The sequence below is a fragment of the Vulcanococcus sp. CPBay_Sum15L08_68 genome, assembly GCF_017855895.1.
In the GTDB taxonomy this organism is placed as follows: Bacteria; Cyanobacteriota; Cyanobacteriia; order PCC-6307; family Cyanobiaceae; genus Vulcanococcus.
Window position 1 is genome coordinate 15,812 of record NZ_JAFMFX010000002.1, and the last position, 20,892, is coordinate 36,703.

The window sequence follows — 20,892 nt, forward strand, 5'->3', positions numbered from 1 at the left end:
TCCGCTTGAAACGGTCTGCGGTCTGCCGACACCCCCTCCGGAACAGCCATGACATTGAGCGGTCAACTCCCGAAGTACATCGGCAGCACCGGCGGTCTGCTCAACGCCGCTGAGACCGAAGAGAAGTACGCCATCACTTGGACCAGCGCCAAAGAGCAAGTCTTTGAGCTCCCCACCGGCGGTGCGGCTCACATGAATGAGGGCGAGAACCTCATGTATTTCGCCCGCAAGGAGCAGTGCCTGGCCCTCGGCACCCAGCTGCGCACCAAGTTCAAGCCCCGGATCGAGGACTACAAGATCTACCGGATCTTCCCCGGCGGTGACACCGAGTTCCTGCACCCCAAAGATGGTGTGTTCCCCGAGAAGGTGAACGAGGGTCGTCAGATGGTGGGCCACAACGCCCGCCGCATTGGCCAGAACGGCAACCCCGCCAGCATCAAGTTCACCGGCAAGAACACCTTCGATTCCTGATTCAGGACCTGCACTGCTTCGAGCAACGGGCGGTGCTTCAACCTCTATAAAGGCGGGGCTAAGCGCCCCGTTTTTTTTGCCTGCCCGTCGTCGTAGTGATGCCCTCCCCTGACCGCGCGACAGTTCTGGCCCAGGCCAAGGCGGGCAGCAATTACATCCCGATCTGGCGCACCTGGCCGGCGGACCTGGAGACGCCCCTGACCACCTGGCTGAAGGTGGGTGCCGGCAGTGACCACGGCGTCTTGCTGGAGTCCGTCGAAGGCGGTGAGCGGATCGGCCGCTGGAGCTTTGTGGTCAGCGATCCGCTCTGGACCCTCAGTGTGCGCGGTGAGTCGGCGGAACAGCGCTGGCGCGATGGACGCAGCAGCGCCCTCAGCGGGAACCCCTTTGATCTGTTGCGGGACACCCTGGCGGCCTACGACGCCCCGGCGGTTCCGGGTTTGCCTCCCCTGGGTCAACTGTTTGGTTTTTGGGGCTACGAACTGATTCGTTGGATTGAGCCCAGCGTTCCGATTCACCCCACCGATCCGGAGGGGCCGCCCGATGGCTGCTGGATGCTCGCTGACAGCCTGCTGGCCTTCGATCAGGTCAAGCGTCAGCTCACGGCCGTGGCCTACGTCAATCTCCACGACGAACCCGACGCGACCGCTGCCTACGACGCCGCGGTCGCGCGGTTGGACGCGCTGGAGCAGCGCATGCACCAGCCCCTGCCCTCCGGGGTGACACCCCTGGATTGGCGGGATGCCGATGCGGTGGATCTGCCCACCAGCAGCAACCGCAGTCGCGATGAGTTTGAAGCGGCTGTTCTGACGGCCAAAGAGCACATCGCCGCTGGGGATGTGTTCCAGCTGGTGATCAGTCAGCGCCTGGAAACGCCGGTTGAGCGGGAGCCGTTTGAGCTCTACCGCAGCCTGCGGATGGTGAATCCGTCTCCCTACATGGCCTTCTTCAACTTTGGAGGCTGGTACCTGATTGGCTCCAGCCCTGAGGTGATGGTGAAGGCCGAGCCCATGGCCGATGGCAGTGGCCGGGTGAAGGCCTCCCTGCGGCCCATTGCGGGCACCCGCCCCCGGGGACGGAGTGAAGCGGAGGACCTGGCGCTCGAGAAGGATCTCTTGGCCGATCCCAAGGAGCGCGCGGAGCACGTGATGCTCGTGGACCTCGGCCGCAATGACCTGGGCCGGGTCTGTGTGCCGGGCAGCGTCAGCGTCAGCGAGTTGATGGTGATTGAGCGCTACTCCCACGTGATGCACATCGTCAGTGAGGTGGAGGGATTGCTCGATCCAGAGCGGGATGTCTGGGATCTGTTGATGGCCTCCTTCCCGGCTGGCACCGTCAGCGGTGCGCCGAAGATCCGGGCGATGCAGTTGATCCATGCCTTGGAACCCGATGCCCGGGGTCCCTACTCCGGGGTCTATGGCGCCATGGATCTCAGCGGAGCGCTGAACACGGCGATCACGATTCGAACCATGGTCGTCCTGCCCGATGGGGACGGTCGCTGGCGGGTTCAGGTCCAGGCCGGTGCTGGCTTAGTGGCTGATTCGGTGCCTGCTTCGGAATTCCAAGAGACCCTCAACAAAGCCCGGGGCATGCTGAAGGCTCTGGCTTGCCTGGCATGAGCAGCCCTCTGTTGCTCAAGGGTTTTGAGGTCGAGCTCTACACCGGCCGTCCCGACGGGACGGTGGTGGGATGTTCGGCTGAAGTCGCGGCGGCCCTCGAGGGGTTTGTCACCGAGCCCGATTGCCGCAATCTCGAATACATCACCCCCCCTGCGGCCAGCTACGCCACCCAGCTGGCCCTGCTGCTGGAGCCCCGGCGGCGGCTGCGCCCTTGGCTGGCCCAACGGGGACTGACCCTGCTGCCTGGCAGCACCTTGAGCACCGGGGATAGCCAGCGTTTTGAGCGCTCAGACCCGAAGAACCCTTATCACGCCTACATCGAGGCCACCTACGGCACCCGGGTCGTGACCGCCAGTGTCCACATCAACCTGGGGCTCACCGATCCGGATCAGCTGTTTGCGGCCTGCCGCCTGGTGCGTTGTGAGGCGGCCTTGCTGTTGGCCTTGAGTGCCTGCTCGCCCTTCGTCGATGGGCAGGTCACGGGCGCCCATTCCCAGCGTTGGCTCCAGTTCCCGCTAACCCCCGAGCAGGTGCCCCTGTTCTTGAACCACGGGCACTACATCGACTGGGTGGAGGAGCAGCTGCAGTTGGGCACGATGCAAAACGTGCGCCATCTCTGGACCTCCGTACGCCCCAACGGTGAGCGGCGCCCCTACGACCTCAATCGCCTGGAGATTCGCATCTGTGACCTGGTGGCGGATCCCCAGTTGCTGTTGGCCCTGACGGCGTTTGTGGAGCTGCGCATTCACCAACTCCTCCGAGATCCTGCGGCCTGCGACCCGCTGCAGGCCAGTGACTTGGATCCCCAAGCCCTGGCAGCCCTTGCCGATGCCAATGATCAGGCGGCGGCGCGCAGCAGCCTGGACGCTGAACTCCGCCACTGGCGTGATGGTGCGCCGATCACGGCCCGCGCATGGATTGCCGCTGAGCTCGCCGGTCTGCAGTCCCTGGCCGGGGAGCTGGGTCTGGCTGAGCTGCTGCTGCCTCTTCAGCAGGTGTTGAGCCAGGGCAACCAGGCGATGCAATGGCTGGAGGCCCATGCCCAGGGCGTGTCCGTGGCAGAGCTGATTGCCTCGGCCGCAGCGGATCTCGAGCAGTTGGAAACCCGTCTTGGTGCGCAAAGCACCATCAACGAGGCAGGCACTTTGGGATGATCATGCAGCGCACCCCTGCCGAAACCGCCTCTATGGGGCCCACCCTCGCCGCAACTGAAGCCTCTGCTCCTGCGGCTGAGCCTCGGGTCACCCGACTCCTTGGCGATCGGTTGGAGCTGGTGGAGGACCTCTGGCAGACGGTGCTGCGCAGTGAATGTCCTGCCCCCCAGGCGGAACGGTTGCTGCGGATGAAAGCGTTGAGCAACCGCATCGACGGCGGCGCTCCCGATCAGGCATCCGAGGCGGCGACCGAGGAGATCGTGCAGCTGATCCGCGACATGGATCTGGCTGAAGCCATTGCTGCCGCTCGCTCCTTTTCCCTCTATTTCCAGCTGGTCAACATCCTTGAGCAGCACATCGAGGAGGACAGCTATCTCGCCAGCCTTCGGCCCCACCACGCTGAAGAGCTGAGCGATCCCTTTGTTCCGCCCCTGGCGAGCCAGAGCTCGCCCGCGACCTTCCGAGAGCTCTTCACCCGGCTGCGGGGCCTTGGCGTTCCTCCGGCCCAGATCGAGCAGCTGCTGCAGGAGCTCGATATCCGGCTGGTGTTCACCGCCCACCCCACGGAGATCGTTCGTCACACCGTGCGCCACAAGCAGCGCCGGGTGGCCTCCCTGATCCAACAGCTCCAGAAGAGTCAGCTGCTGCATCCCGAGGAACGGGACAACCTGCGTCAGCAGTTGGAGGAGGAAATCCGCCTCTGGTGGCGCACCGACGAGCTGCACCAGTTCAAGCCCTCCGTCCTCGATGAGGTCGATTACGCCCTGCACTACTTCCAGCAGGTGCTGTTTGAGGCGATGCCCCAGCTGCGCCAGCGGATTCGCACGGCCCTGGGTGCGAACTACCCCGATGTTCTGCCCCCGAGCGACGCCTTCTGCACCTTTGGCTCTTGGGTTGGATCCGACCGCGACGGCAACCCCTCGGTCACCCCGGACATCACCTGGCGGACGGCGTCTTATCAGCGTCAGCTGATGCTCGATCGCTACTTGGCTGCGGTGGAGGACCTCCGCGATCAGCTGAGTATTTCGATGCAGTGGAGCCAGGTCAGCGCTCCCCTGCTCGAGTCCCTCGAGATGGACCGCCTGCGCTTCCCGGAGGTCTACGAAGAGCGGGCGGCCCGCTACCGGCTGGAGCCCTATCGCCTCAAAATCAGCTACGTCATTGAGCGGCTGCGGCTGACCTTGGCCCGCAACCAGCAGCAGGCGGCTGCCGGCTGGGATGCTCCCCACGAACCGCGGCCGGCCCAGCCCGACTTTGGCAATCAGGGCGCCATGCCCGCTCCCCCCGCACCGGAGCTGCACTACGGAACGGTCGATGAGTTCCGCACCGATCTGGAGCTGATCAACGAAAGCCTGCAGGGCAGCGGCTTGAGCTGTGAGCCCCTGGACAACCTGATCGCCCAGGTCCACACCTTCGCGTTCTGCCTGGCCAGCCTCGATATCCGCCAGGAGAGCACCCGCCACAGCGATGCCCTCGATGAGCTGACCCGCTACCTGCAGATGCCCACTCCCTATGGGGAGATGGACGAGGAGCAGCGGATCAGCTGGTTGATGTCTGAGCTGCAGACCCGCCGTCCGCTCATCCCTGCGGCCGTCAAGTGGAGCCCCCTGACGGCTGAAACCTTTGATGTTCTGCGCGTCGTCAAACGGCTGCAGCAGGAGTTCGGCTCCCGCATCTGCCGCACCTACGTGATCTCGATGAGTCACACGGTGTCGGATCTGCTCGAGGTGTTGTTGCTGGCCAAGGAGGCCGGCCTGGTGGATCCGACCGCCCAGCGCTCCGACCTCTTGGTGATCCCCCTGTTTGAAACGGTGGAGGATCTCAAGGCTGCTCCTGGCGTGATGGAGCGGCTGTTTAGCGAGGACTTTTATCGCCAGCTGATCGCGAGCTCCAGCCCCAACGGGCGGCCGCTGCAGGAGCTGATGCTCGGCTACTCCGACAGCAACAAAGACTCCGGCTTCCTCTCCAGTAACTGGGAGATCCACCAGGCCCAAATCGCTCTGCAGCAGTTGGCAAGACGCCATGACGTCTGCCTGCGCCTCTTCCACGGCCGCGGCGGCTCCGTGGGACGGGGCGGTGGTCCGGCCTACCAGGCGATCCTGGCGCAACCCAGCGGCACCCTGAATGGCCGCATCAAGATCACCGAGCAAGGGGAGGTCTTGGCCTCCAAGTACTCCTTGCCGGAGCTGGCGCTCTACAACCTGGAGACGGTCACCACCGCGGTGATTCAGAACAGCCTGGTCACCAGCCACGTGGATGACACGCCGGACTGGAATGAGCTGATGGTTCGGCTGGCGGCGCGCTCCCGCAGCCACTACCGCTCCCTCGTCCACGACAACCCTGATCTGGTCGGCTTCTTCCAGCAGTGCACCCCGATCGAAGAGATCAGCAAATTGCAGATCTCCAGCCGTCCTGCCCGGCGCAAGAGCGGTGCCAAGGATCTCTCCAGCCTGCGCGCCATCCCCTGGGTGTTTGGTTGGACCCAAAGCCGCTTCCTGCTGCCCAGCTGGTTCGGCGTGGGCACGGCCCTGCAGGAGGAACTCAGCGGGGACCCCGGTCAGATGGAGTTGTTCCAGCAGCTCTATCAGCGCTGGCCCTTCTTCCGGATGCTGATCTCGAAGGTGGAGATGACCCTCTCCAAGGTCGACCTGGATCTGGCCCACCACTACGTCCAGTCCCTGGGACGCCCGGAGTCCCGCGAGGCCTTTGAGGAGATCTTCGCGGTGATTGCCCGCGAGTTTGTGCTCACCCGGGATCTCGTCCTGGCCATCACCGGCCATGAGCGTCTGCTCGATGGGGATCCGGCCCTGCAGCTCTCGGTTGAGCTGCGCAACCGCACGATCATCCCGCTGGGATTCCTGCAGGTGGCCCTGTTGCGGCGGCTGCGGGATCAGAACCGCCAGCCGCCCATGAGCGAAGAGGCGGCCCGCGACGACGGCCGGACCTACAGCCGCAGTGAGCTGCTGCGCGGCGCGTTGCTGACGATCAATGGCATTGCCGCGGGCATGCGCAATACCGGTTGAGGCGCGGCGGCCTTGCTTGATTCGCTTCTGATCCCCTTCCGCTCGCAGCCCCAGCCGCCGGCGTTGCCCCTGGGCTACAGCCTTGAGGGTCAGCAGTCCCCCAGTGGGGCAGAACTCAACCGACTGCTCGTGCAGTGCGGGGATCCCCAGCGGCTGGAGGAGCGGCTCGAGCAGGCCCTCTCCCGCAGCGCCTGGCAGTTCAGCGTGCGCAATGCCACTGGTGTCTTGGTCGGTTTTGTGCGAGCAACCAGCGACCTGGCCCTCAATGCCAATCTTTGGGATCTCTCAGCGGATCCACAAGACCCTGAGCAGGCCCAGGTGCTTCGGGTGATCGTCCATGCCGCCATGGCGCGGCTACGGCGCGAATTGCCCGGATGCAGCATTTCGGTGGCGGCCCCCAGCGTGGCCCTCGAGGCGCTCAAGCAAAACGGATTTGTCGTGGACCCCGGCGGTATTCGGGCCATGGGTCTGCGCCTCTAGGCCACAAAAAAACCCCGCCGCAGCGGGGTGATGTCGGTGACGGGTCTAGGACCTGATCACGAGCATGGAGGGACTCGAACCCCCGACCCTCAGAACCGGAATCTGATGCTCTATCCAACTGAGCTACATGCCCATGCGGCCTGAGCAAGATCTGTTGCTCAGATGGGTCGTGTGCAGGCAGCAGACCACCGTCACCGCCTTACCTTACTGGTCAGACGGCCCCAGAGACCCATTCGGCTGCACCGCCTGGAGCTGCGTCAGTTCCGTAATTACGGAGCGCTGAGCCTCACCCTCGAGGCCCCGCGATTGCTGGTGATTGGCCGCAATGGGGAGGGCAAATCCAACCTGCTGGAGGCAGTCGAGCTGCTCGGCAGTCTTCGCTCCCACCGCTGCAGCAGCGACCGGGATTTGATTCAGCAGGGGGAGCGGCAGGGGTTGATCGCCGCCGACTGTGACGGCGGCGATCGCCTGGAGTTGGAATTGCGCCGGCAGGGGGGGCGGCAGGCCCGCCGGAACGGCAAGGTGCTGGAGCGTCAGCACGAGTTGATTGGTCCCCTGCGCTGCGTCGGTTTCAGCGCCCTGGACCTGGAGCTCGTGCGCGGTGAGCCTGCCCTGCGCCGGCAGTGGCTGGATCGGGTGGTGCTGCAGCTCGAGCCGGTCTATGCCGAGTTGCTCAGTCGCTACGGCCGCCTGCTGCGGCAGCGCTCCCAGCTGTTGCGGCGGGGATTCCCCCAGGCCCAGCTTGAGGGCCTGCTGGATGCCTTTGACCAGCAGATGGCCTTGATCGGAACCCGGCTGCACCGCCGGCGGCTGCGGGCGCTGCGGCGGCTGGAACCCCTGGCCCAGGCTTGGCAGCACCGCCTCAGCGATGGCCGTGAACTCTTGGGTCTGCGCTACTGCCCCGGCAGTCAGCTCGAGGGTGAGGAGGCGGAAGCCCCCTGGCGGGATGCCCTGGCGGAGCAGTTGCTGCTGCAGCGCCCCCAGGAGTTGCGACTGGGCCAGTGCAGCGTCGGCCCCCACCGCGATGAGGTGGCGATGGAGCTGGGCGGCCAGCCGGCCCGCCGCTATGGATCAGCGGGACAGCAGCGCACCCTGGTCCTGGCCTTGAAGCTGGCGGAACTCGAGCTGGTGCATCAACTCTGGGGCGAGCCACCACTGCTGCTGCTGGATGACGTCTTGGCGGAGCTCGACCCCGGGCGGCAAGAGCTGTTGCTGGAGGCCGTGGGCCAGGGGCATCAGTGCCTGGTGAGCGCGACCCACCTGGGGGCCTTTAACGGCGGTTGGCATCAGGGTTCTCAGGTGGTCACCGTTGAGGCAGGAATGGTGCTCCCTGGCCAGTAAAGTCTTGAACTCTTTGCCTCACGTTGATGAGCCAAGCAGCCTGTCTCCACCCCAACCCGGGATGGACTGGAGCTGAGACCTTCTCCGCTAGCCCCCAAGCACCCAGTGCCACCGACATGGTGGGTAAACACTGCATCCTCGAGCTGTACAACTGCGACGCTGACAAGCTCGACGACGAAGCTTTCATCAGGAACGCCCTCACCACCGCTGCGAAGCGTGCTGGCGCGACCCTGCTCAATCTGATCACCCACCACTTCCAACCCCAGGGTGTGACGGGGCTGGCCCTTCTGGCCGAATCCCATATCTCCATCCACACGTGGCCCGAGTCGGGCTACGCCGCTGTGGACGTGTTCACCTGCGGTGACCACACCATGCCCGAGCGGGCCTGCATCGTTCTGAGCGAAGAGCTCAACGCAGGTAACTACAAGCTCAAGAGCTTCCGCCGCGAGACCCCTGAGGCTGTGGCCGACGCCGAGCGTGAACCCGACCTGATCGCAGCCTGATTGCGATCGAACACCGAGCCTCCCGCCAGCGGGGGGCTTTTTTGTGCCCGTGCACCAGTGGCGTGTCTTGGAAGGATTGGCTGTAATGCCGCCAATCTGGATCTCTCCCCCCATGCAGGAGATCACCTTTGCCATCGAGGCGGCGCTGATCACCGGCGGCAGCTTGGCGCTGTTGACCCTGGCCTCCCGGGTCCCCGCCGCCGCCGATCAGGCGCTCGCCGCTCCCCCCGCGCCACCGAAGCTTGACCACCGTCCCTCCCCGCGCACCCAATTGGAGGGCCAGACGGTGGTGCAACTGCAGCAGCTGGCCCGTGCCCGGGGGCTCTCCGGAGTGAGCCGCCTGCGCAAGGCAGATCTGATTGAGGAGTTGCTCAGCGCTTGAGGGCCCGGTTGAGCTTTCCGCTCACCAAGCCCTCAAGATCCAGGCTGACGGCGCTGAAGCCCAGGCCCAGCAGGGCCTCCACAACGGCAGTGCGGGTGGGCTCCTCCACCAGGCGTTGCAGGGCTGAGGGGGGCACCTCGATGCGGGCCGTTTCCCCCTGGCTGCGCACCCGCAGTTCCTGAAATCCCCTCTGCCGCAGCCAGGCTTCGGCGGCGCCGACCCGCTGCAGTCGCTCAGCGTTGATGCCTTCGCCGTAGGGAAAACGTGAGGCCAGGCAGGGTTGAGCGGGCTTGTCCCACCAGGGGAATCCCAGGGCCCGCGAGAGGGCACGCACCCCGGCTTTGTCGATCTGCAGTTCCGCCAGGGGCGATGAGACCCCCCGCTCCCGCGCCGCCTCGATGCCGGGGCGATGGTCGCCGAGGTCATCGCGGTTCACGCCATCGAGAACGCTGGCACCGCGCCATTGCTCGTCGAGTTGGCCGACCAGTTCAGCGATCACGCTGTGGAGTTCCCGCTTGCAGGCGTAGCAGCGGTTCTCTGGGTTGCTGCTGTAGGCCGGATCGTTCAGCTCGGCCGTGGGCAGTTCCTGCTGCTGGATGCCCATCCAGACCGCCTGCTGCTGCGCTTCTGCTCGGAGGTGGGGCGCCAAGGCCGGTGAGATGCCGGTGACCGCCAGGGCGCGATCGCCCAGCTGTTCAGCTGCGATGGCGGCCACCAAGGCACTGTCGACTCCGCCGGAGTAGGCGACGATGGCCGCCGGAAGCGACGCAATGCGCTGCCGCAGGGCCCCGAGGGCCTCCACCAAGGGAGGCTCCAGTTGTTCAACGATGGGGTGCCCTGGCTTCAAAACACTCTCGTTAGGATCCAACGGTAAGAGGCTCGTCGATGGCTCCGCAGGCAACCTCTGCCAGCACTAGTCGCAGCACCGGACGCGGCATTGGGATCCGAACCGCCGCCGATGGCAGCGAGCGCAGTCGCGGCCAGGTTCACGTCTACGACGGCGAAGGCAAAGGCAAAAGTCAGGCGGCCCTCGGGGTCGTCCTGCGGACCATTGGCTTGGGCATCTGCGAGCAGAAGCAGACCCGGGTGCTGTTGCTGCGTTTTCTGAAGGGGCCCGGTCGCTCCTACGACGAAGACGCGGCGATCGAAGCGCTGCAGCAGGGTTTCCCCCATCTGATCGACCAGGTCCGCACCGGCCGCGGCGAATTTTTTGGCGCCGATGAGGTCACCCGCGTGGACGTGCAAGAGGCCCAGCGGGGTTGGACCATCGCCAAGGGGGCCATCGCCAGCGAGCTCTATTCGGTGGTGGTGCTCGATGAGCTCAACCCCGTGCTGGATCTCGGCTTGTTGGATGCCGAGGAGGTGGTGCGCACCCTCTCGGCCAAGCCCGCCGGCATGGAGGTGATCGTCACCGGTCGGGGCGCTCCTCGCTCCTTGGTGCAGATTGCAGACCTCCACTCGGAGATGCGCGCCCACCGGCGCCCCGATACCCCGGCCTTCGAGGAGCAAACCGGTGAGCCGGTCTTGGCGGGCCTCGAGGGGGTTGAGGTCTACACCGGCGAGGGCAAGGGCAAGTCCACCAGTGCCCTGGGCAAGGCCCTGCAGGCCATTGGCCGCGGCATCTCCCAGGACAAAAGCCACAGGGTGTTGATCCTGCAGTGGCTCAAGGGGGGCAACGGCTACACCGAGGACGCGGCGATTGCGGCCCTACGGGAGAGCTACCCCCATCTGGTGGATCACCTGCGCTCGGGCCGGGACGCCATCGTCTGGCGCGGTCAGCAGCAGCCGATTGATTACGTCGAGGCCGAGCGCGCTTGGGAGATCGCCCGTGCGGCGATCTCCAGTGGTCTCTACAAGACGGTGATCCTCGATGAGATCAACCCCACCGTTGATCTGGAGTTGATTCCGGTGGAGCCGATCGTGCAAACCCTGCTGCGCAAGCCGGCTGAGACTGAAGTGATCCTGACCGGACGCTGCAAGCACCCCCCGGCCTACTTCGATTTGGCCAGCGTCCACTCCGAGATGGTCTGCCACAAGCACTACGCCGAACGTGGGGTGGACCTCAAGCGCGGCGTGGATTACTGAGCGCTGACCATGAAAAAAGCCCGGGGAGTCCCCGGGCTGAGGTCTTGCAATCAGTAGCGGGGGACTGAGCTGTCCACCTCTTGGCTCCAGGCATCGATGCCGCCGGCCACGTTGATGCCTTCAACGCCGTGGCGCTTCAGGGCAATCAGGGCCTTGGCGCTGCGGCCCCCGAGCTTGCAGTGGACGTAGAGCTGCTTGCCGTCGGCCAGCTGCTTGATCCGCTCCACGGCGGTTCCGTTCTCGATGTGGTCGAGGGGAATCAGCTCGGCTCCTGGGATGACCGCAATCTCCGCTTCGGGCGGGTTGCGCACGTCGATCAGCACCATGCCGGAGGTGTCCCCATCCAGCAGGGTCTTCAGTTCGCTGACGCTGATGCTTTCGACGGAGCCGGCTTCCTCTTGGCCGGGTGCGGTGCCGCCGACCCCGCAGAACTCCTGGTAGTCGATCAGCTTGTCGATCACCGGGCGCTCCGGGTTGGGGCGCAGCTTGAGCTCCCGGAACTTCATGCCCAGGGCATCAAACAGCAGCAGCCGCCCGCTGAGGGTGGTGCCGATGCCGGTGATGATCTTCACCGCCTCGGTGGCCTGGATCACGCCGATGATTCCGGGCAGAACGCCCACCACGCCGCCCTCGGCGCAGGAGGGAACCATGCCCGGCGGCGGGGGCTCAGGGAAGAGGTCGCGGTAGTTGGGGCTTTCGGCATCCAGGTTGAACACCGTGGCCTGGCCTTCAAAGCGGAAGATCGAGCCGTAGACGTTGGGTTTGCCCAGCAGCACGCAGGCGTCGTTCACCAGGTAGCGGGTGGGGAAGTTGTCGGTCCCGTCGCAGACGATGTCGTAGGGGCGAACGATGTCGAGGGCGTTCTCGCTGCTGAGGGCCGTCTCGTAGAGATCGACCTGGCAGTGGGGGTTGATCTCGAGGATTCGCGCCTTGGCCGATTCGATCTTGGGTTTGCCGACCCAGCTGGTGCCGTGGATCACCTGGCGCTGCAGGTTGGAGTGATCCACCACGTCGAAGTCGACGATGCCGATGCGGCCGACGCCAGCCGCAGCCAGATAAAGGAGCAGAGGGGAGCCCAGTCCGCCGGTGCCCACGCAGAGGACAGAAGAGGCTTTGAGCCGCTTTTGACCCTCCATGCCCACTTCCGGCAGGATCAGGTGGCGCGCAAAACGGGCCACCTCATCGGGGCTCAGCTCGATGCCGGTGGTGTCAAGGGGAAGCATGGAGTGCCGATCGCTTTCCAGCTCCCTACTTTCCCAAACGCTGGTCCCCTGCGGCCAGCCCCTGTCGCAAAGGCAATTCACGGGGCTCGCAGGCGTCGTCATCCCCGGACAGCCACCAGGCCCGCCAGCGCTCGTTGCCCAGGCCTGAGGCGATCACCATCAAGGTGGGCCCAAAGCAGAGCTCCCGGTCGGTTTGGGACGGGATGGCGGCGCTGGTGGGATGGCTGTGGGCTGAACCGATCACCTGGAGCCCATGCTCCCGGGCCCAGCGTTGCGCGAGCAGCTGCTCGCGGGGATCGAGCAGGAAGCGGTGGTCCCGTTCCCGGGCCGGTTCCCAGCGGTTGCAGCAGGGCCAAACCCGATGCAGCTCCAGGCTTTTGCCCTTGGTTTTACCCAGCAGGAGAGCACAACCCTCTTCCGGCAGGGCGGCGTTGAGGGTTCGCTCCAAAACGATCAGCCAATGACCATCAACGCGCAACTGGTCTGGCGCTTGGGCAGTCACCCGGATACCTTGTGTCGAGGTTTTTAATCCAAGCCCATCCTGATGACCGACGAGAGCAACGATCTGAAGGAATCGGCAACTCCAGCTGCAGAAGAGGCCGGCGCGAATTTCACCGAGCGCTACACCGAGGTGCTCTCCAAGGTCAACGAGACCCTGGACAAGGTGGACTGGAACCAGATGGGCCGCATCGGTAAGGGTGTGGGCGTTCTGGTGATCGTGATCGTCGCCCAGGTCCTGATCAAGGGCGTGCTGGACACCATCAACCTGCTGCCTGTGGTTCCTGGTCTGCTGGAGCTGCTGGGCCTGGTGGTCGTGGGTCAGTGGAGCTGGAAAAACCTCACCACCAGCGACAAGCGCACCGCCGTGATCAACAAGGTCCAGGGTCTGCGCAAGGAATACCTGGGCTGATTCAGTTCCTTATTGCCACTCGCGAAGGAGCGCGGTGATGCTGGCGGCACTTTGCTGCCAGTAGCCACCGCCAAAGAGATTGGCGTGGTTGAGCAGGTGATACAGGTTGTAGAGCTCGACCCGCCGCTGGTGGCCCGCTTCCAGGGGCCATTCCCGTTCGTAGCCGCGGAAGAAGCTGCGGGGGAAACCGCCGAAGAGCTGGGCCATGGCTAGATCCACCTCCCGGTCCCCGCGGTAGACGGCCGGATCAAAGATGGCGCCGCCGCCGCCCTGAAGTAGCGCAGCGTTCCCGCTCCAGAGGTCGCCGTGGACGAGGGAGGGCTCGGCCGGGTGCTCCGCGAGCCAGAGCGGTACCCGCTCGAGCAGGGCCTCGGCTCCAGGAAGCGCGTGTCCTGAGTCGGCCGCCCAGCTGAGCTGGGGCCTGAGGCGCTGCTCGGCAAAAAACGCGCCCCAGGTCTCTCCCCAGCGGTTGGCTTGGGGGCCAGAGCCAATGAAGTTGTCGCGCTCCCAGCCGAAGCGTCCGTCATGGCCAATGAGGCTGCCCCGGTGCAGCTGGGCCAGTCCTGCCCCTAGGGCTTCCCAGGCCTGGGTTGGGTCCGTTGGCGTGCCGAGCTCCAGCCAGTTCAGCAGCAACACGGCTTCGCCGCCGGCGAGGCCCAGGCCGCAGGGCCGCGGAACGCGCAGGCTCGATTGCCCCTGCTCGATGGCCCTGGCCAGGGCCTCCAGCCCCTGGGCTTCAGCCTCGAGCACCGGCAGCAGTTCGGCGCGGTTGGTTTTGGCGAAGAGCTCCTGCCCATCGGCCAGGGCCAGCCGCCAGGCGCTGTGGATGCAGCCTCCACCCACCGGTGAGCGCTTCAGCAGCCGGGCCCCGCTGGTGGCCTCGATCCAGTCTGAGAACGCCTGCGGGATGGCCACGACGCGGTGGAGGGAGGGGCGCTGCCAGCATGCCGCGATGGGCAAATCCTGTGATGTTGCAGTCGTTGGAGGGGGCATTGCCGGCCTGACCGCAGCCGCACTGCTGGCCGCAGAAGGCCTGCAGGTGGAGTTGCTGGAGGCCCACAGCCAGACCGGTGGCTGCGCTGGAACCTTTCGCCGTGGTCCCTACGTCTTTGATGTGGGGGCGACCCAGGTGGCGGGGTTTGAGCCGGGGGGGATCCATCAGCGGCTGATGGCCCATTTCGGTGTCCCTCTGCCCGAGGCCACTCCCTTGAATCCCGGCTGCAGCGTGCAGCTCAGCACCGCTGAGGAACCGGTGCACCTCTGGCGGGATCCCGAGCGTTGGCGCCAGGAGCGCGAGCGCCAGTTCCCAGGAAGTGAACGGTTTTGGGCCCTCTGTGCCCTGTTGCACAGCAGCAATTGGGCCTTCGCCGCCCGTGATCCGGTGCTTCCGCCGCGCACGCTTTGGGATCTGCGCCAACTGCTGGGGGCCCTGGGGGCCGGCACCTTGGCCAGTGGCCTGTTCACGACCGCCACGGTTGCCGATTTGCTGGTGCTCAGCGGCTGCGCGGGGGATGCGCGCCTGCGGCGCTTCTTGGATCTTCAGCTGCGCCTCTATTCCCAGGAGCCCGCCGACCAGACGGCGGCCCTCTACGGGGCCACGGTGTTGGCGATGGCCCAGGAGCCGCTTGGGCTTTGGCACCTCCACGGCTCGATGCAGCAGCTCTGCCAGGCCCTCGAGCAGGTCCTGGAGGCCAGGGGGGGGAGCCTGCGCTTGCGCCATCGGCTGAGCCAGATGCGCCCTGGCGGCAGTGGTTGGCAGCTGAGCGGTGAGGGGCCAGGCCAGAAGCCCTTTGCGCTGGAGGCGGCCGATGTGGTCTGTGCGCTGCCGCCTCAGACCTTGCCGGCTCTGCTCGGAGAGTCCCTGCCAGCGGCCTATGGCCGTCGCATCGCCGGCTTCCCGGATCCATCGGGTGCCTTGGTGCTCTATGCCGCGGTGGATCGCGATCGCCTGCCCAAGGGACTGGGGCTGCATGCCCAGCTGGATTGGCAGGACCCCGGCAGCGTCTTTCTCTCCTTCAGCGCCGAGGGCGATGGACGGGCCCCGGCGGGGCAGGCGACCTTGATTGCGAGTGTCTTCACCCCGGCCAAGCCTTGGTTTGATCTGCCTGAGCCTGAGTACCAGCGCAAAAAACAGCAGGCGATGGCGGGGATCCAGGCGGCGCTGGAGGCCTTCTTGGGTCTGAGGCTGGAGGACTACCGCCATGCTGAGCTGGCCACCCCGCGGGGTTTTGCGGGCTGGACGGGCCGACCCTTCGGCTTTGTCGGTGGCCTGGGCCAGCACCCGAGCCGCTTTGGTCCCTTTGGCTTGGCCAGCCGGACTCCCCTGGCGGGGCTTTGGCTCTGCGGCGACGCGATTTATCCCGGTGAGGGCACCGCTGGAGTGAGCCTCTCGGCCTTGATGGCCTGCCGCCAGTTACTGCAGAGCAAGGGGCGCTCCCTGGTGCTCAGCAGCTAGAGGAATTCAGGTCGCAGGGCCTGGCAGTGCACCAGCTCCTGCTGCAGGGCCTCCCACTGCTCTCCCTCCACCAAGCTCTGCAGCTGTTGCAGTTGCCGTTGGTACTGCTCCAAGGCGCTGAGGACGGCGGCGCGGTTCGTGCGCGCCATCAAGGTGCCCAGTTCGGGATTGCCGCCGCCGATGCGGCTGGTGTCGGCGAAGCCGCTGGAGGCCAGGGCCCGCACGAGGGCTGGGGCCGCGGTTCCGCCTTGATCGGCGCTCTGCAGCAGTGCAGCACTGACGAGGACCGGCATGTGGGAGATCAGGGCTACGGCCTGGTCATGGGCCGCGGCGGGGCACTCCAGCCAGTGGGCGCCGATGCTCTCCGCCAGGCCGCGCACCGCCGTCAGCGCCTCTGGATCGGTCTCGGCTGTGGGGGTGGCAACCCAGGGACGCCCTTGAAAGAGACCGGCAAGGCCCGCCTCCACCCCGGCTTGGGCCGTCCCCGCCATCGGATGGCTCGGCACGAAGCGCCGGTGCAGCGATGCCCAGCGCTCCTGGATCGGTTGCTTGACCGATCCCACATCCGTGATCACGGCGTCGGCCGGCAGGGCCGCCACCAGGCTGGGGTCTGGTTCCAGCAGGCGATCCAAGGGCAAGGCCAGGATCACCAAACCGCAGTCCTGCAACACCGCCGGATCGGTGTCGATCCTCTGGGCCAGCCCCCGCTCCTGGGCCCGCTCGGCGGTGCTGCGGCGATGGACCAAGGCTCGGACCTCGAGTCCCTGGGCTTGCAGATCCAGGCCCAGGGATCCGCCGATCAACCCCAGGCCCACGATCCCGATGGGTCGCTCTCGCCAGTGGGTTGTCATCGCTGAACAGTTGTCTCGTCCCAGCTTCCTACGATTCCCCGATGTTGGAAGCCAAGGCCCACCAACAGCTCAAGGCGCTCCTCCGCCTGGAGGGGGAAACCCGCTGGCCCCACCACCTCACCTTGAGCCGGTTGGTGGCCCGCAGCCTGCGGCGCTCGGATCAGACCTTGGTGCGTCTGGCCCCCGGCAGTGATCCCAGCTGGCTGCTGGGCCTGTTGGTGCCCTTGGCTCTCAACAACAGCCCCGTGGCGTTGGTGGTCAGCCCGGCCCTGCGCCAGCGTCTGTTGACGGTGGAGTTGCCCCGGCTCCAGGCCGTTGGCTTGAACCTCCCCTGCTGGGAGGGCACGACGGCACCGGAGTCGGCACCGCTCTGGCTGCTGCAGCACGACGCCCTGGTGGCGGCCTGGCGCAGCGGTCAACTGGCGGACCGCCAGCTTGTGGTCCCGGAGGGGGAGCTGCTGCAGCCGCTGCTGCGGCAGGCCCTGGAGGTGGTGATTGAAACGGAGCACTGGGAGCAGTTGCGCCGCAGCCTTCCCGCCGCTGCCCCCAGCCTGCTGCAGCTGCATGAACGCTTGAGTCGCCGGCTGTTGGCCCGGCCCTGCGGTCCCCATCAGCGGGTTCCCATCACTCCAGATGATGAGGCCCCCTTGCGGCAGTTGCTGGGGGTCCTGTCTCCCCTGCCGGAGCCCTGGCCCCAGTGGCTTTCCGTCGCGGGCGAGGACTGGACCAGTTGGGCCTCGGTCAATCCAACCCTGCTGCAGTGGACCCTGCATCGCCAGCCCCTGGATCCCTGCACCGTGATGCCCGGGCTCCTCAGCGGCCGTGGCTTGGTGGTGGTTGGCCCCTGGCCGCAACCGGCCCCTTCAGGACTCGGGATTGAGCCCCAGGTGGAGGTGAGCCTCGCGGATCCGCCCCTGCTGGATCCCTTGCCCCTGTTTGCTCCCCAGGGGCAGGCCCTGCCGAATGCTCCCCACTACCCCAGCCATCTGCTGGATCAGTGCCGCCGCTTGGTCTTGGGGCAGGCCGGCCTGACGGTGGTTGTGCTTGATGACGAGGGGTTGAGGCTGGGACTGACCAGTGCCTTGGCGGCGGAATTCGGCAGTCGAGTGGGCCATGAGCTCACTGCCCCTGAGGCCAATGGCGTCCTCTGCTGCAGCTGGAGTTGGTGGCTGGAGCATCAACAGCGATTGCCGTTGCCCTGTCAGCTGATCGCGGCCACCCTGCCCATCTCGAGCCTGGAGGACCCGCTCACGGCGGCTCGGGTGGCGGCTCTGCGGCTGCAGGGTCGTGATTGGTTCCGGGAGCTGCTGCTGCCTGAAGCCCTGGGCCGACTGCAGCGCTCGATTGCTGGTTTACGGCGCAACGGCGGTCGTCTGGCCGTCCTTGACGGCCGCTTGAGGCGCCGGGGTTGGGGCCGTCAGGTGCTCGAGGCCCTGGAGCCCTGGGTGGCCCTGCATCGACTGCTCCCCAACCCGTAAGTGGCCTAGTCCCCGTAGCCTGACCGCGCCGCGCAGCACAGCAGCAATGGGAGAGGCCAAGCGTCGCTCGGAACAGGGTCTGCCCCCCCGCGAGAAGAAGAGCGAGAAGGCCAAGGACACCTCACCGCGTCTGGCTCCTTGGCTGCCCTTGACCCAGCGCCAGGGTGAGCAGTTCGTCTCCGTCACCACCCGTGGCGCCTGGATCGGCATTGGTGCACTGGTGCTCTTCTGGCTGACGGTGCGCTTCCTCGGCCCCGCCTTGGGCTGGTGGACCCTGGCCGACGGTTAATCGTCAGGGGGCGAACATCCTTGCTCGCGCAAATCTGAAGAAAAGATTAGGATCGATTTATTCTTGAGTTGCGGCGGTCATGTTCGCGCGCCTAGCTGAGCAGTACCGCTCCGTTGTTGAGGACTTGGTGATGAGCCTGCGTGCTCTTGCTGAGGGTCTGCAGCGTCAGGGAATTGCCGCCACTTGCTATGTCTGCGGCGATGGTCAGGACGGCCACGGCGCATCCTTCGTCGCCAGCTTGGGCGATGAGCACATGGTGCGCTTTTTGGTTTCGGATTTCGGCATCAGCTGGGTGGAGTCCCGCAACGGCCATGAGCTGGTGAAGCTTGAGGGTGCTGAGGCCATTCAGGAGCTGGAGCGCCTGAGCGCCAACCTCCGCGCCCTCGCTCAGCCTTCGGTGGCCGCGGCGCCGGTTTCTTAGGCCCGAGCCAACCAGCAAAAAGCCCCCGGGTGATTCACCCGGGGGCTTTGTTGTGCCTGGAGGCCTTAGCTGGCGGCGGGTAGGGCCTGGTCCTTGTCGGCGCTGGCGCTTCCAGCGGCGGCCAACTTGGCGGCGGCGGTGGCGACGGGCTTCAGCGAGTCGGTGGTTTCGCTGAGTTTTTGACGCACCTTCACTTCAATGGCCTCTTTCTCGGTGCTGTTCTGCTCGAGCCAGGTGATGGTGTTATCGCGCCCTTGGCCGATGTTGTCGCCTTCGTAGCTGTACCAAGCGCCTTTGCGAACAACGACACCGTGCTCTTCGGCGAGATCGAGCAGGCAGCCCACGGTGCTGATTCCACGGCCGAAGAGGATGTCGAATTCCGCGATCCGGAAGGGCGGGGCCACTTTGTTTTTGGCCACTTTCACCTTGGCGCGGATCCCGAATTCTTCGGTGCCCCGCTTGAGGGTCTGGATGCGGCGGATGTCGAGGCGGACTGAGGCGTAGAACTTCAGGGCGTTACCGCCGGTGGTGGTCTCAGGGTTGCCGTAGGTCACGCCAATCTTTTGGCGGAGCTGGTTCAGGAAGATCACGGTGCAACCGGACTTGCCGATGTTGCCGGTGATTTTGCGCATCGCCTGGCTCATCAGGCGGGCCTGGCTGCCGACGGCGAGGTCCCCCATCTCGCCCTCGATTTCCGAGCGGGGCGTCAGCGCTGCCACTGAGTCCACCACGACGATGTCGACGGCTGCGGAGCGCACCAGTTGATCAACGATCTCCAGGGCCATCTCGCCGGTGTCCGGCTGGGAGACCAGCAGGTTCTCGATGTCGACGCCCAGGGCCGCGGCATAGACGGGGTCCAGGGCGTGCTCGGCGTCGACGAAGGCGGCTACGCCTCCGCGGCGCTGCACTTCAGCGATGGCGTGCAGGGTGAGGGTCGTCTTACCAGAGCTCTCCGGGCCATAGACCTCAACAACCCGTCCCTTCGGGTAGCCACCGCCGAGGGCGAGGTCGAGGGTCAGGGCGCCGGTGGGGGTGGTCTCGATCCGCATGCGGGAGGCATCCCCCAGCCGCATGATCGAGCCCTTGCCGAAGTTGCGCTCGATTTGGTTCAGAACGAGGCCAAGGGCCTTGTCCCGCTCAGGACTTTTGGCGCTGGTGCTCTTGTCGTCAGCAGGCATATCGCGAAAGGGTTGAAGGAGCGGCCGCGCAGCGGGTAGGCCAGTTCGGTGGAGCCATCCTGGGCGACCTCTGTGAAAGAAGTGCCACCCCAGGCGCCAGGTGTTTCACCGGAGCGAACCCTGGCCTGTAGTACAGGCGTACCCTAGCGGCTCAGGGCCAGCTCGCCAAGGGCCCGGCAAAGCGCTGGGGCTCCAGCAGTTGGATGCCCTCGGGCAGTTGTTCGCGGTCGTGGGGGCCCAGGTAGCCCCAGGAGACCAGAAAGCAGCGCACCGCCTCCAGCCCCGGTGTGCGGCGCACGGTTTCCAGGGTGACCCGCCGGTCCTCGACAAACCAGAGGGGGCGGCCCTGCTCCCTGAGTCGCAGCAGAACCTCTGGCTTGCTCCCTTGTTCGTGGCCGTAGACCGCCTGGGGATGCAGGCCGTAGCCCGTGAGCAGCTCCCGAGCAAAGTTCCCACCTTTGGTGGTCAGCACCAGCCAGGGGCTGCCTTCGCTCTCCAGGGCCCGCAGTCGCTCGGGGATGCCTGGATAGGGGCTGTGCAATGCCCTCCAGCCGCTGGGGTCCTGCTGGATCGCTTCGCTGCGGAGGTCCTCCAGGGCGCTTTGGAGCTGCTCCGCTGAAAAGCCCCAGTGCGCCAGAGCCGTTTGCGTGTGCTCCTCGTAGGCGCTGACGTAGTGGCCGACGTCGAGATCGCTGCGGGAGAGCTCCAGGGCCACGAGGACCATCTCCCAGCCCTTGTGGATCAGTGGTCTGAGGGCGCCGAAGGCCTCCGGAGCCCCTTCCGGCAGGTGGCACTCGGGCGCCAGGAACTGGGCGGCCCTGCGGGCGCTCCACCAGTACTCACGCATCCCGTCGACCAGGACGCCATCAAAGTCAAAGACCAGCAGTGGTTGGAGGCTCATGACGCTCCAAAGCCCTTGCGGTGGCTTGGATCTTGTGAAACTGGGCCGCTAGGATTCGAACCTAGGAATGGCGGGACCAAAACCCGCTGCCTTACCACTTGGCGACGGCCCAACGCGCTGCTTGCGAA

At 65.9% G+C, this 20,892-nt stretch carries 21 protein-coding genes and 2 tRNA genes; 14 read left to right on the top strand and 9 right to left on the bottom strand.

The genetic code is table 11. The features are described 5' to 3' along the window. Positions 1 to 48: 48 nt before the first annotated feature. The 5 genes from QZ189_RS00580 (at position 49) to QZ189_RS00600 (ending at position 6,747) form a co-directional block, all read left to right on the top strand. Complete coding sequence (locus QZ189_RS00580; RefSeq protein ID WP_185186211.1) at positions 49 to 471, top strand: photosystem I reaction center subunit II PsaD; 423 nt, start codon at positions 49 to 51, stop codon at positions 469 to 471. 98 nt (positions 472 to 569) lie between these two features. Next, complete coding sequence (locus tag QZ189_RS00585; RefSeq protein WP_296416095.1) at positions 570 to 2,090, top strand: chorismate-binding protein; 1,521 nt, start codon at positions 570 to 572, stop codon at positions 2,088 to 2,090. Next, on the top strand, positions 2,087 to 3,244 hold the full coding sequence (gshA, locus tag QZ189_RS00590; protein WP_296420526.1) for a glutamate--cysteine ligase: 1,158 nt from the start codon (positions 2,087 to 2,089) through the stop codon (positions 3,242 to 3,244). Before QZ189_RS00585 ends, gshA begins: the two co-directional genes overlap by 4 nt. Before the next feature lie 32 nt (positions 3,245 to 3,276). Next, positions 3,277 to 6,267: a phosphoenolpyruvate carboxylase gene (ppc, locus tag QZ189_RS00595; RefSeq protein ID WP_296416120.1), complete on the top strand. Its 2,991-nt coding sequence runs from the start codon at positions 3,277 to 3,279 to the stop codon at positions 6,265 to 6,267. 12 nt (positions 6,268 to 6,279) lie between these two features. Then, positions 6,280 to 6,747 (top strand): hypothetical protein, encoded by a 468-nt coding sequence (locus QZ189_RS00600; RefSeq protein WP_010314864.1) that lies wholly within the window; start codon positions 6,280 to 6,282, stop codon positions 6,745 to 6,747. Between the two features lie 59 nt (positions 6,748 to 6,806). Here the strand turns inward: QZ189_RS00600 and QZ189_RS00605 are convergent. Next, a tRNA-Arg gene (locus QZ189_RS00605) sits at positions 6,807 to 6,880 on the bottom strand. A 29-nt stretch (positions 6,881 to 6,909) separates the two neighbouring features. On the opposite strand from QZ189_RS00605, the gene recF reads away from it, so the two are divergent. The 3 genes from recF (at position 6,910) to QZ189_RS00620 (ending at position 8,973) form a co-directional block, all read left to right on the top strand. Then, positions 6,910 to 8,088, top strand: a complete 1,179-nt coding sequence (recF, locus tag QZ189_RS00610; RefSeq protein WP_010314865.1) for a DNA replication/repair protein RecF — start codon at positions 6,910 to 6,912, stop codon at positions 8,086 to 8,088. Positions 8,089 to 8,114: 26 nt separating this feature from the next. Next, on the top strand, positions 8,115 to 8,591 hold the full coding sequence (speD, locus tag QZ189_RS00615; protein WP_010314867.1) for an adenosylmethionine decarboxylase: 477 nt from the start codon (positions 8,115 to 8,117) through the stop codon (positions 8,589 to 8,591). A 112-nt stretch (positions 8,592 to 8,703) separates the two neighbouring features. Continuing rightward, positions 8,704 to 8,973, top strand: coding sequence for a Rho termination factor N-terminal domain-containing protein (locus QZ189_RS00620; RefSeq protein WP_010314868.1), 270 nt, complete (start codon positions 8,704 to 8,706; stop codon positions 8,971 to 8,973). On the opposite strand, the gene larE is transcribed toward QZ189_RS00620, so the two are convergent. Continuing rightward, positions 8,963 to 9,778, bottom strand: coding sequence for an ATP-dependent sacrificial sulfur transferase LarE (larE, locus tag QZ189_RS00625; RefSeq protein ID WP_296420550.1), 816 nt, complete (start codon positions 9,776 to 9,778; stop codon positions 8,963 to 8,965). The genes QZ189_RS00620 and larE overlap by 11 nt on opposite strands. Before the next feature lie 80 nt (positions 9,779 to 9,858). Between larE and QZ189_RS00630 the strand changes: the two genes are divergently transcribed. Further along, on the top strand, positions 9,859 to 11,058 hold the full coding sequence (locus tag QZ189_RS00630) for a cob(I)yrinic acid a,c-diamide adenosyltransferase (protein ID WP_010314872.1): 1,200 nt from the start codon (positions 9,859 to 9,861) through the stop codon (positions 11,056 to 11,058). Positions 11,059 to 11,108: 50 nt separating this feature from the next. Here QZ189_RS00630 and moeB read toward each other — a convergent pair whose 3' ends face one another. Beyond that, on the bottom strand, positions 11,109 to 12,281 hold the full coding sequence (gene moeB, locus QZ189_RS00635; protein WP_010314875.1) for a molybdopterin-synthase adenylyltransferase MoeB: 1,173 nt from the start codon (positions 12,279 to 12,281) through the stop codon (positions 11,109 to 11,111). Positions 12,282 to 12,306: 25 nt separating this feature from the next. Beyond that, the gene (locus QZ189_RS00640; protein WP_296420529.1) at positions 12,307 to 12,759 is read right to left on the bottom strand and encodes a M67 family metallopeptidase; all 453 of its coding nucleotides are present in this window, start codon (positions 12,757 to 12,759) and stop codon (positions 12,307 to 12,309) included. Positions 12,760 to 12,825: 66 nt separating this feature from the next. Between QZ189_RS00640 and QZ189_RS00645 the strand changes: the two genes are divergently transcribed. Then, a complete protein-coding gene (locus QZ189_RS00645) occupies positions 12,826 to 13,191 on the top strand; it encodes a CAAD domain-containing protein (RefSeq protein WP_296420531.1) in 366 nt (121 codons plus the stop codon). 9 nt (positions 13,192 to 13,200) lie between these two features. On the opposite strand, the gene QZ189_RS00650 is transcribed toward QZ189_RS00645, so the two are convergent. Beyond that, entirely contained in the window at positions 13,201 to 14,151 is a 951-nt protein-coding gene (locus QZ189_RS00650; protein WP_296420533.1) for a fructosamine kinase family protein, read from the bottom strand. Between QZ189_RS00650 and crtD the strand changes: the two genes are divergently transcribed. Further along, positions 14,144 to 15,646: a C-3',4' desaturase CrtD gene (gene crtD, locus QZ189_RS00655; RefSeq protein ID WP_296416099.1), complete on the top strand. Its 1,503-nt coding sequence runs from the start codon at positions 14,144 to 14,146 to the stop codon at positions 15,644 to 15,646. The genes QZ189_RS00650 and crtD overlap by 8 nt on opposite strands. Here the strand turns inward: crtD and QZ189_RS00660 are convergent. Then, positions 15,643 to 16,497, bottom strand: coding sequence for a prephenate/arogenate dehydrogenase (locus QZ189_RS00660; protein ID WP_296416100.1), 855 nt, complete (start codon positions 16,495 to 16,497; stop codon positions 15,643 to 15,645). The two genes, crtD and QZ189_RS00660, sit on opposite strands and share 4 nt — an antisense overlap. 41 nt (positions 16,498 to 16,538) lie before the next feature. Here QZ189_RS00660 and QZ189_RS00665 point away from each other — a divergent pair, with 41 nt between their 5' ends. The 3 genes from QZ189_RS00665 (at position 16,539) to QZ189_RS00675 (ending at position 18,685) form a co-directional block, all read left to right on the top strand. Continuing rightward, positions 16,539 to 17,975, top strand: a complete 1,437-nt coding sequence (locus tag QZ189_RS00665) for a helicase (RefSeq protein ID WP_010314899.1) — start codon at positions 16,539 to 16,541, stop codon at positions 17,973 to 17,975. Between the two features lie 46 nt (positions 17,976 to 18,021). Then, complete coding sequence (locus QZ189_RS00670) at positions 18,022 to 18,264, top strand: DUF2839 domain-containing protein (RefSeq protein ID WP_296416102.1); 243 nt, start codon at positions 18,022 to 18,024, stop codon at positions 18,262 to 18,264. 79 nt (positions 18,265 to 18,343) lie between these two features. Beyond that, positions 18,344 to 18,685, top strand: coding sequence for a DUF1815 family protein (locus QZ189_RS00675; RefSeq protein ID WP_010314909.1), 342 nt, complete (start codon positions 18,344 to 18,346; stop codon positions 18,683 to 18,685). Positions 18,686 to 18,750: 65 nt separating this feature from the next. On the opposite strand, the gene recA is transcribed toward QZ189_RS00675, so the two are convergent. The 3 genes from recA to QZ189_RS00690 all read right to left on the bottom strand — a co-directional run bounded on the left by recA (position 18,751) and on the right by QZ189_RS00690 (position 20,876). Then, positions 18,751 to 19,863 carry a recombinase RecA gene (gene recA / locus QZ189_RS00680; RefSeq protein WP_247479634.1) on the bottom strand — a complete coding sequence of 371 codons (1,113 nt, stop codon included), beginning with the start codon at positions 19,861 to 19,863 and terminating at the stop codon, positions 18,751 to 18,753. Positions 19,864 to 20,014: 151 nt separating this feature from the next. Further along, positions 20,015 to 20,764: an HAD family hydrolase gene (locus QZ189_RS00685; protein ID WP_296420535.1), complete on the bottom strand. Its 750-nt coding sequence runs from the start codon at positions 20,762 to 20,764 to the stop codon at positions 20,015 to 20,017. Positions 20,765 to 20,804: 40 nt separating this feature from the next. Next, positions 20,805 to 20,876 (bottom strand) — tRNA-Gln (locus tag QZ189_RS00690). Between the last annotated feature and the right edge of the window lie 16 nt (positions 20,877 to 20,892).

What these genes read in the sequence shown, in the direction of transcription:
- QZ189_RS00580 (WP_185186211.1), top strand. Translation starts at nt 49, where the DNA reads ATGACATTGAGCGGTCAACTCCCGAAGTACATCGGCAGCACCGGCGGT.
- QZ189_RS00585 (WP_296416095.1), top strand. Translation starts at nt 570, where the DNA reads ATGCCCTCCCCTGACCGCGCGACAGTTCTGGCCCAGGCCAAGGCGGGC.
- gshA (WP_296420526.1), top strand. Translation starts at nt 2,087, where the DNA reads ATGAGCAGCCCTCTGTTGCTCAAGGGTTTTGAGGTCGAGCTCTACACC.
- ppc (WP_296416120.1), top strand. Translation starts at nt 3,277, where the DNA reads ATGGGGCCCACCCTCGCCGCAACTGAAGCCTCTGCTCCTGCGGCTGAG.
- recF (WP_010314865.1), top strand. Translation starts at nt 6,910, where the DNA reads ATGGGTCGTGTGCAGGCAGCAGACCACCGTCACCGCCTTACCTTACTG.
- speD (WP_010314867.1), top strand. Translation starts at nt 8,115, where the DNA reads ATGAGCCAAGCAGCCTGTCTCCACCCCAACCCGGGATGGACTGGAGCT.
- QZ189_RS00620 (WP_010314868.1), top strand. Translation starts at nt 8,704, where the DNA reads ATGCAGGAGATCACCTTTGCCATCGAGGCGGCGCTGATCACCGGCGGC.
- QZ189_RS00630 (WP_010314872.1), top strand. Translation starts at nt 9,859, where the DNA reads ATGGCTCCGCAGGCAACCTCTGCCAGCACTAGTCGCAGCACCGGACGC.
- moeB (WP_010314875.1), bottom strand. Translation starts at nt 12,281, where the DNA reads ATGCTTCCCCTTGACACCACCGGCATCGAGCTGAGCCCCGATGAGGTG.
- QZ189_RS00645 (WP_296420531.1), top strand. Translation starts at nt 12,826, where the DNA reads ATGACCGACGAGAGCAACGATCTGAAGGAATCGGCAACTCCAGCTGCA.
- crtD (WP_296416099.1), top strand. Translation starts at nt 14,144, where the DNA reads ATGGGCAAATCCTGTGATGTTGCAGTCGTTGGAGGGGGCATTGCCGGC.
- QZ189_RS00660 (WP_296416100.1), bottom strand. Translation starts at nt 16,497, where the DNA reads ATGACAACCCACTGGCGAGAGCGACCCATCGGGATCGTGGGCCTGGGG.
- QZ189_RS00665 (WP_010314899.1), top strand. Translation starts at nt 16,539, where the DNA reads ATGTTGGAAGCCAAGGCCCACCAACAGCTCAAGGCGCTCCTCCGCCTG.
- QZ189_RS00670 (WP_296416102.1), top strand. Translation starts at nt 18,022, where the DNA reads ATGGGAGAGGCCAAGCGTCGCTCGGAACAGGGTCTGCCCCCCCGCGAG.
- QZ189_RS00675 (WP_010314909.1), top strand. Translation starts at nt 18,344, where the DNA reads ATGTTCGCGCGCCTAGCTGAGCAGTACCGCTCCGTTGTTGAGGACTTG.
- recA (WP_247479634.1), bottom strand. Translation starts at nt 19,863, where the DNA reads ATGCCTGCTGACGACAAGAGCACCAGCGCCAAAAGTCCTGAGCGGGAC.
- QZ189_RS00685 (WP_296420535.1), bottom strand. Translation starts at nt 20,764, where the DNA reads ATGAGCCTCCAACCACTGCTGGTCTTTGACTTTGATGGCGTCCTGGTC.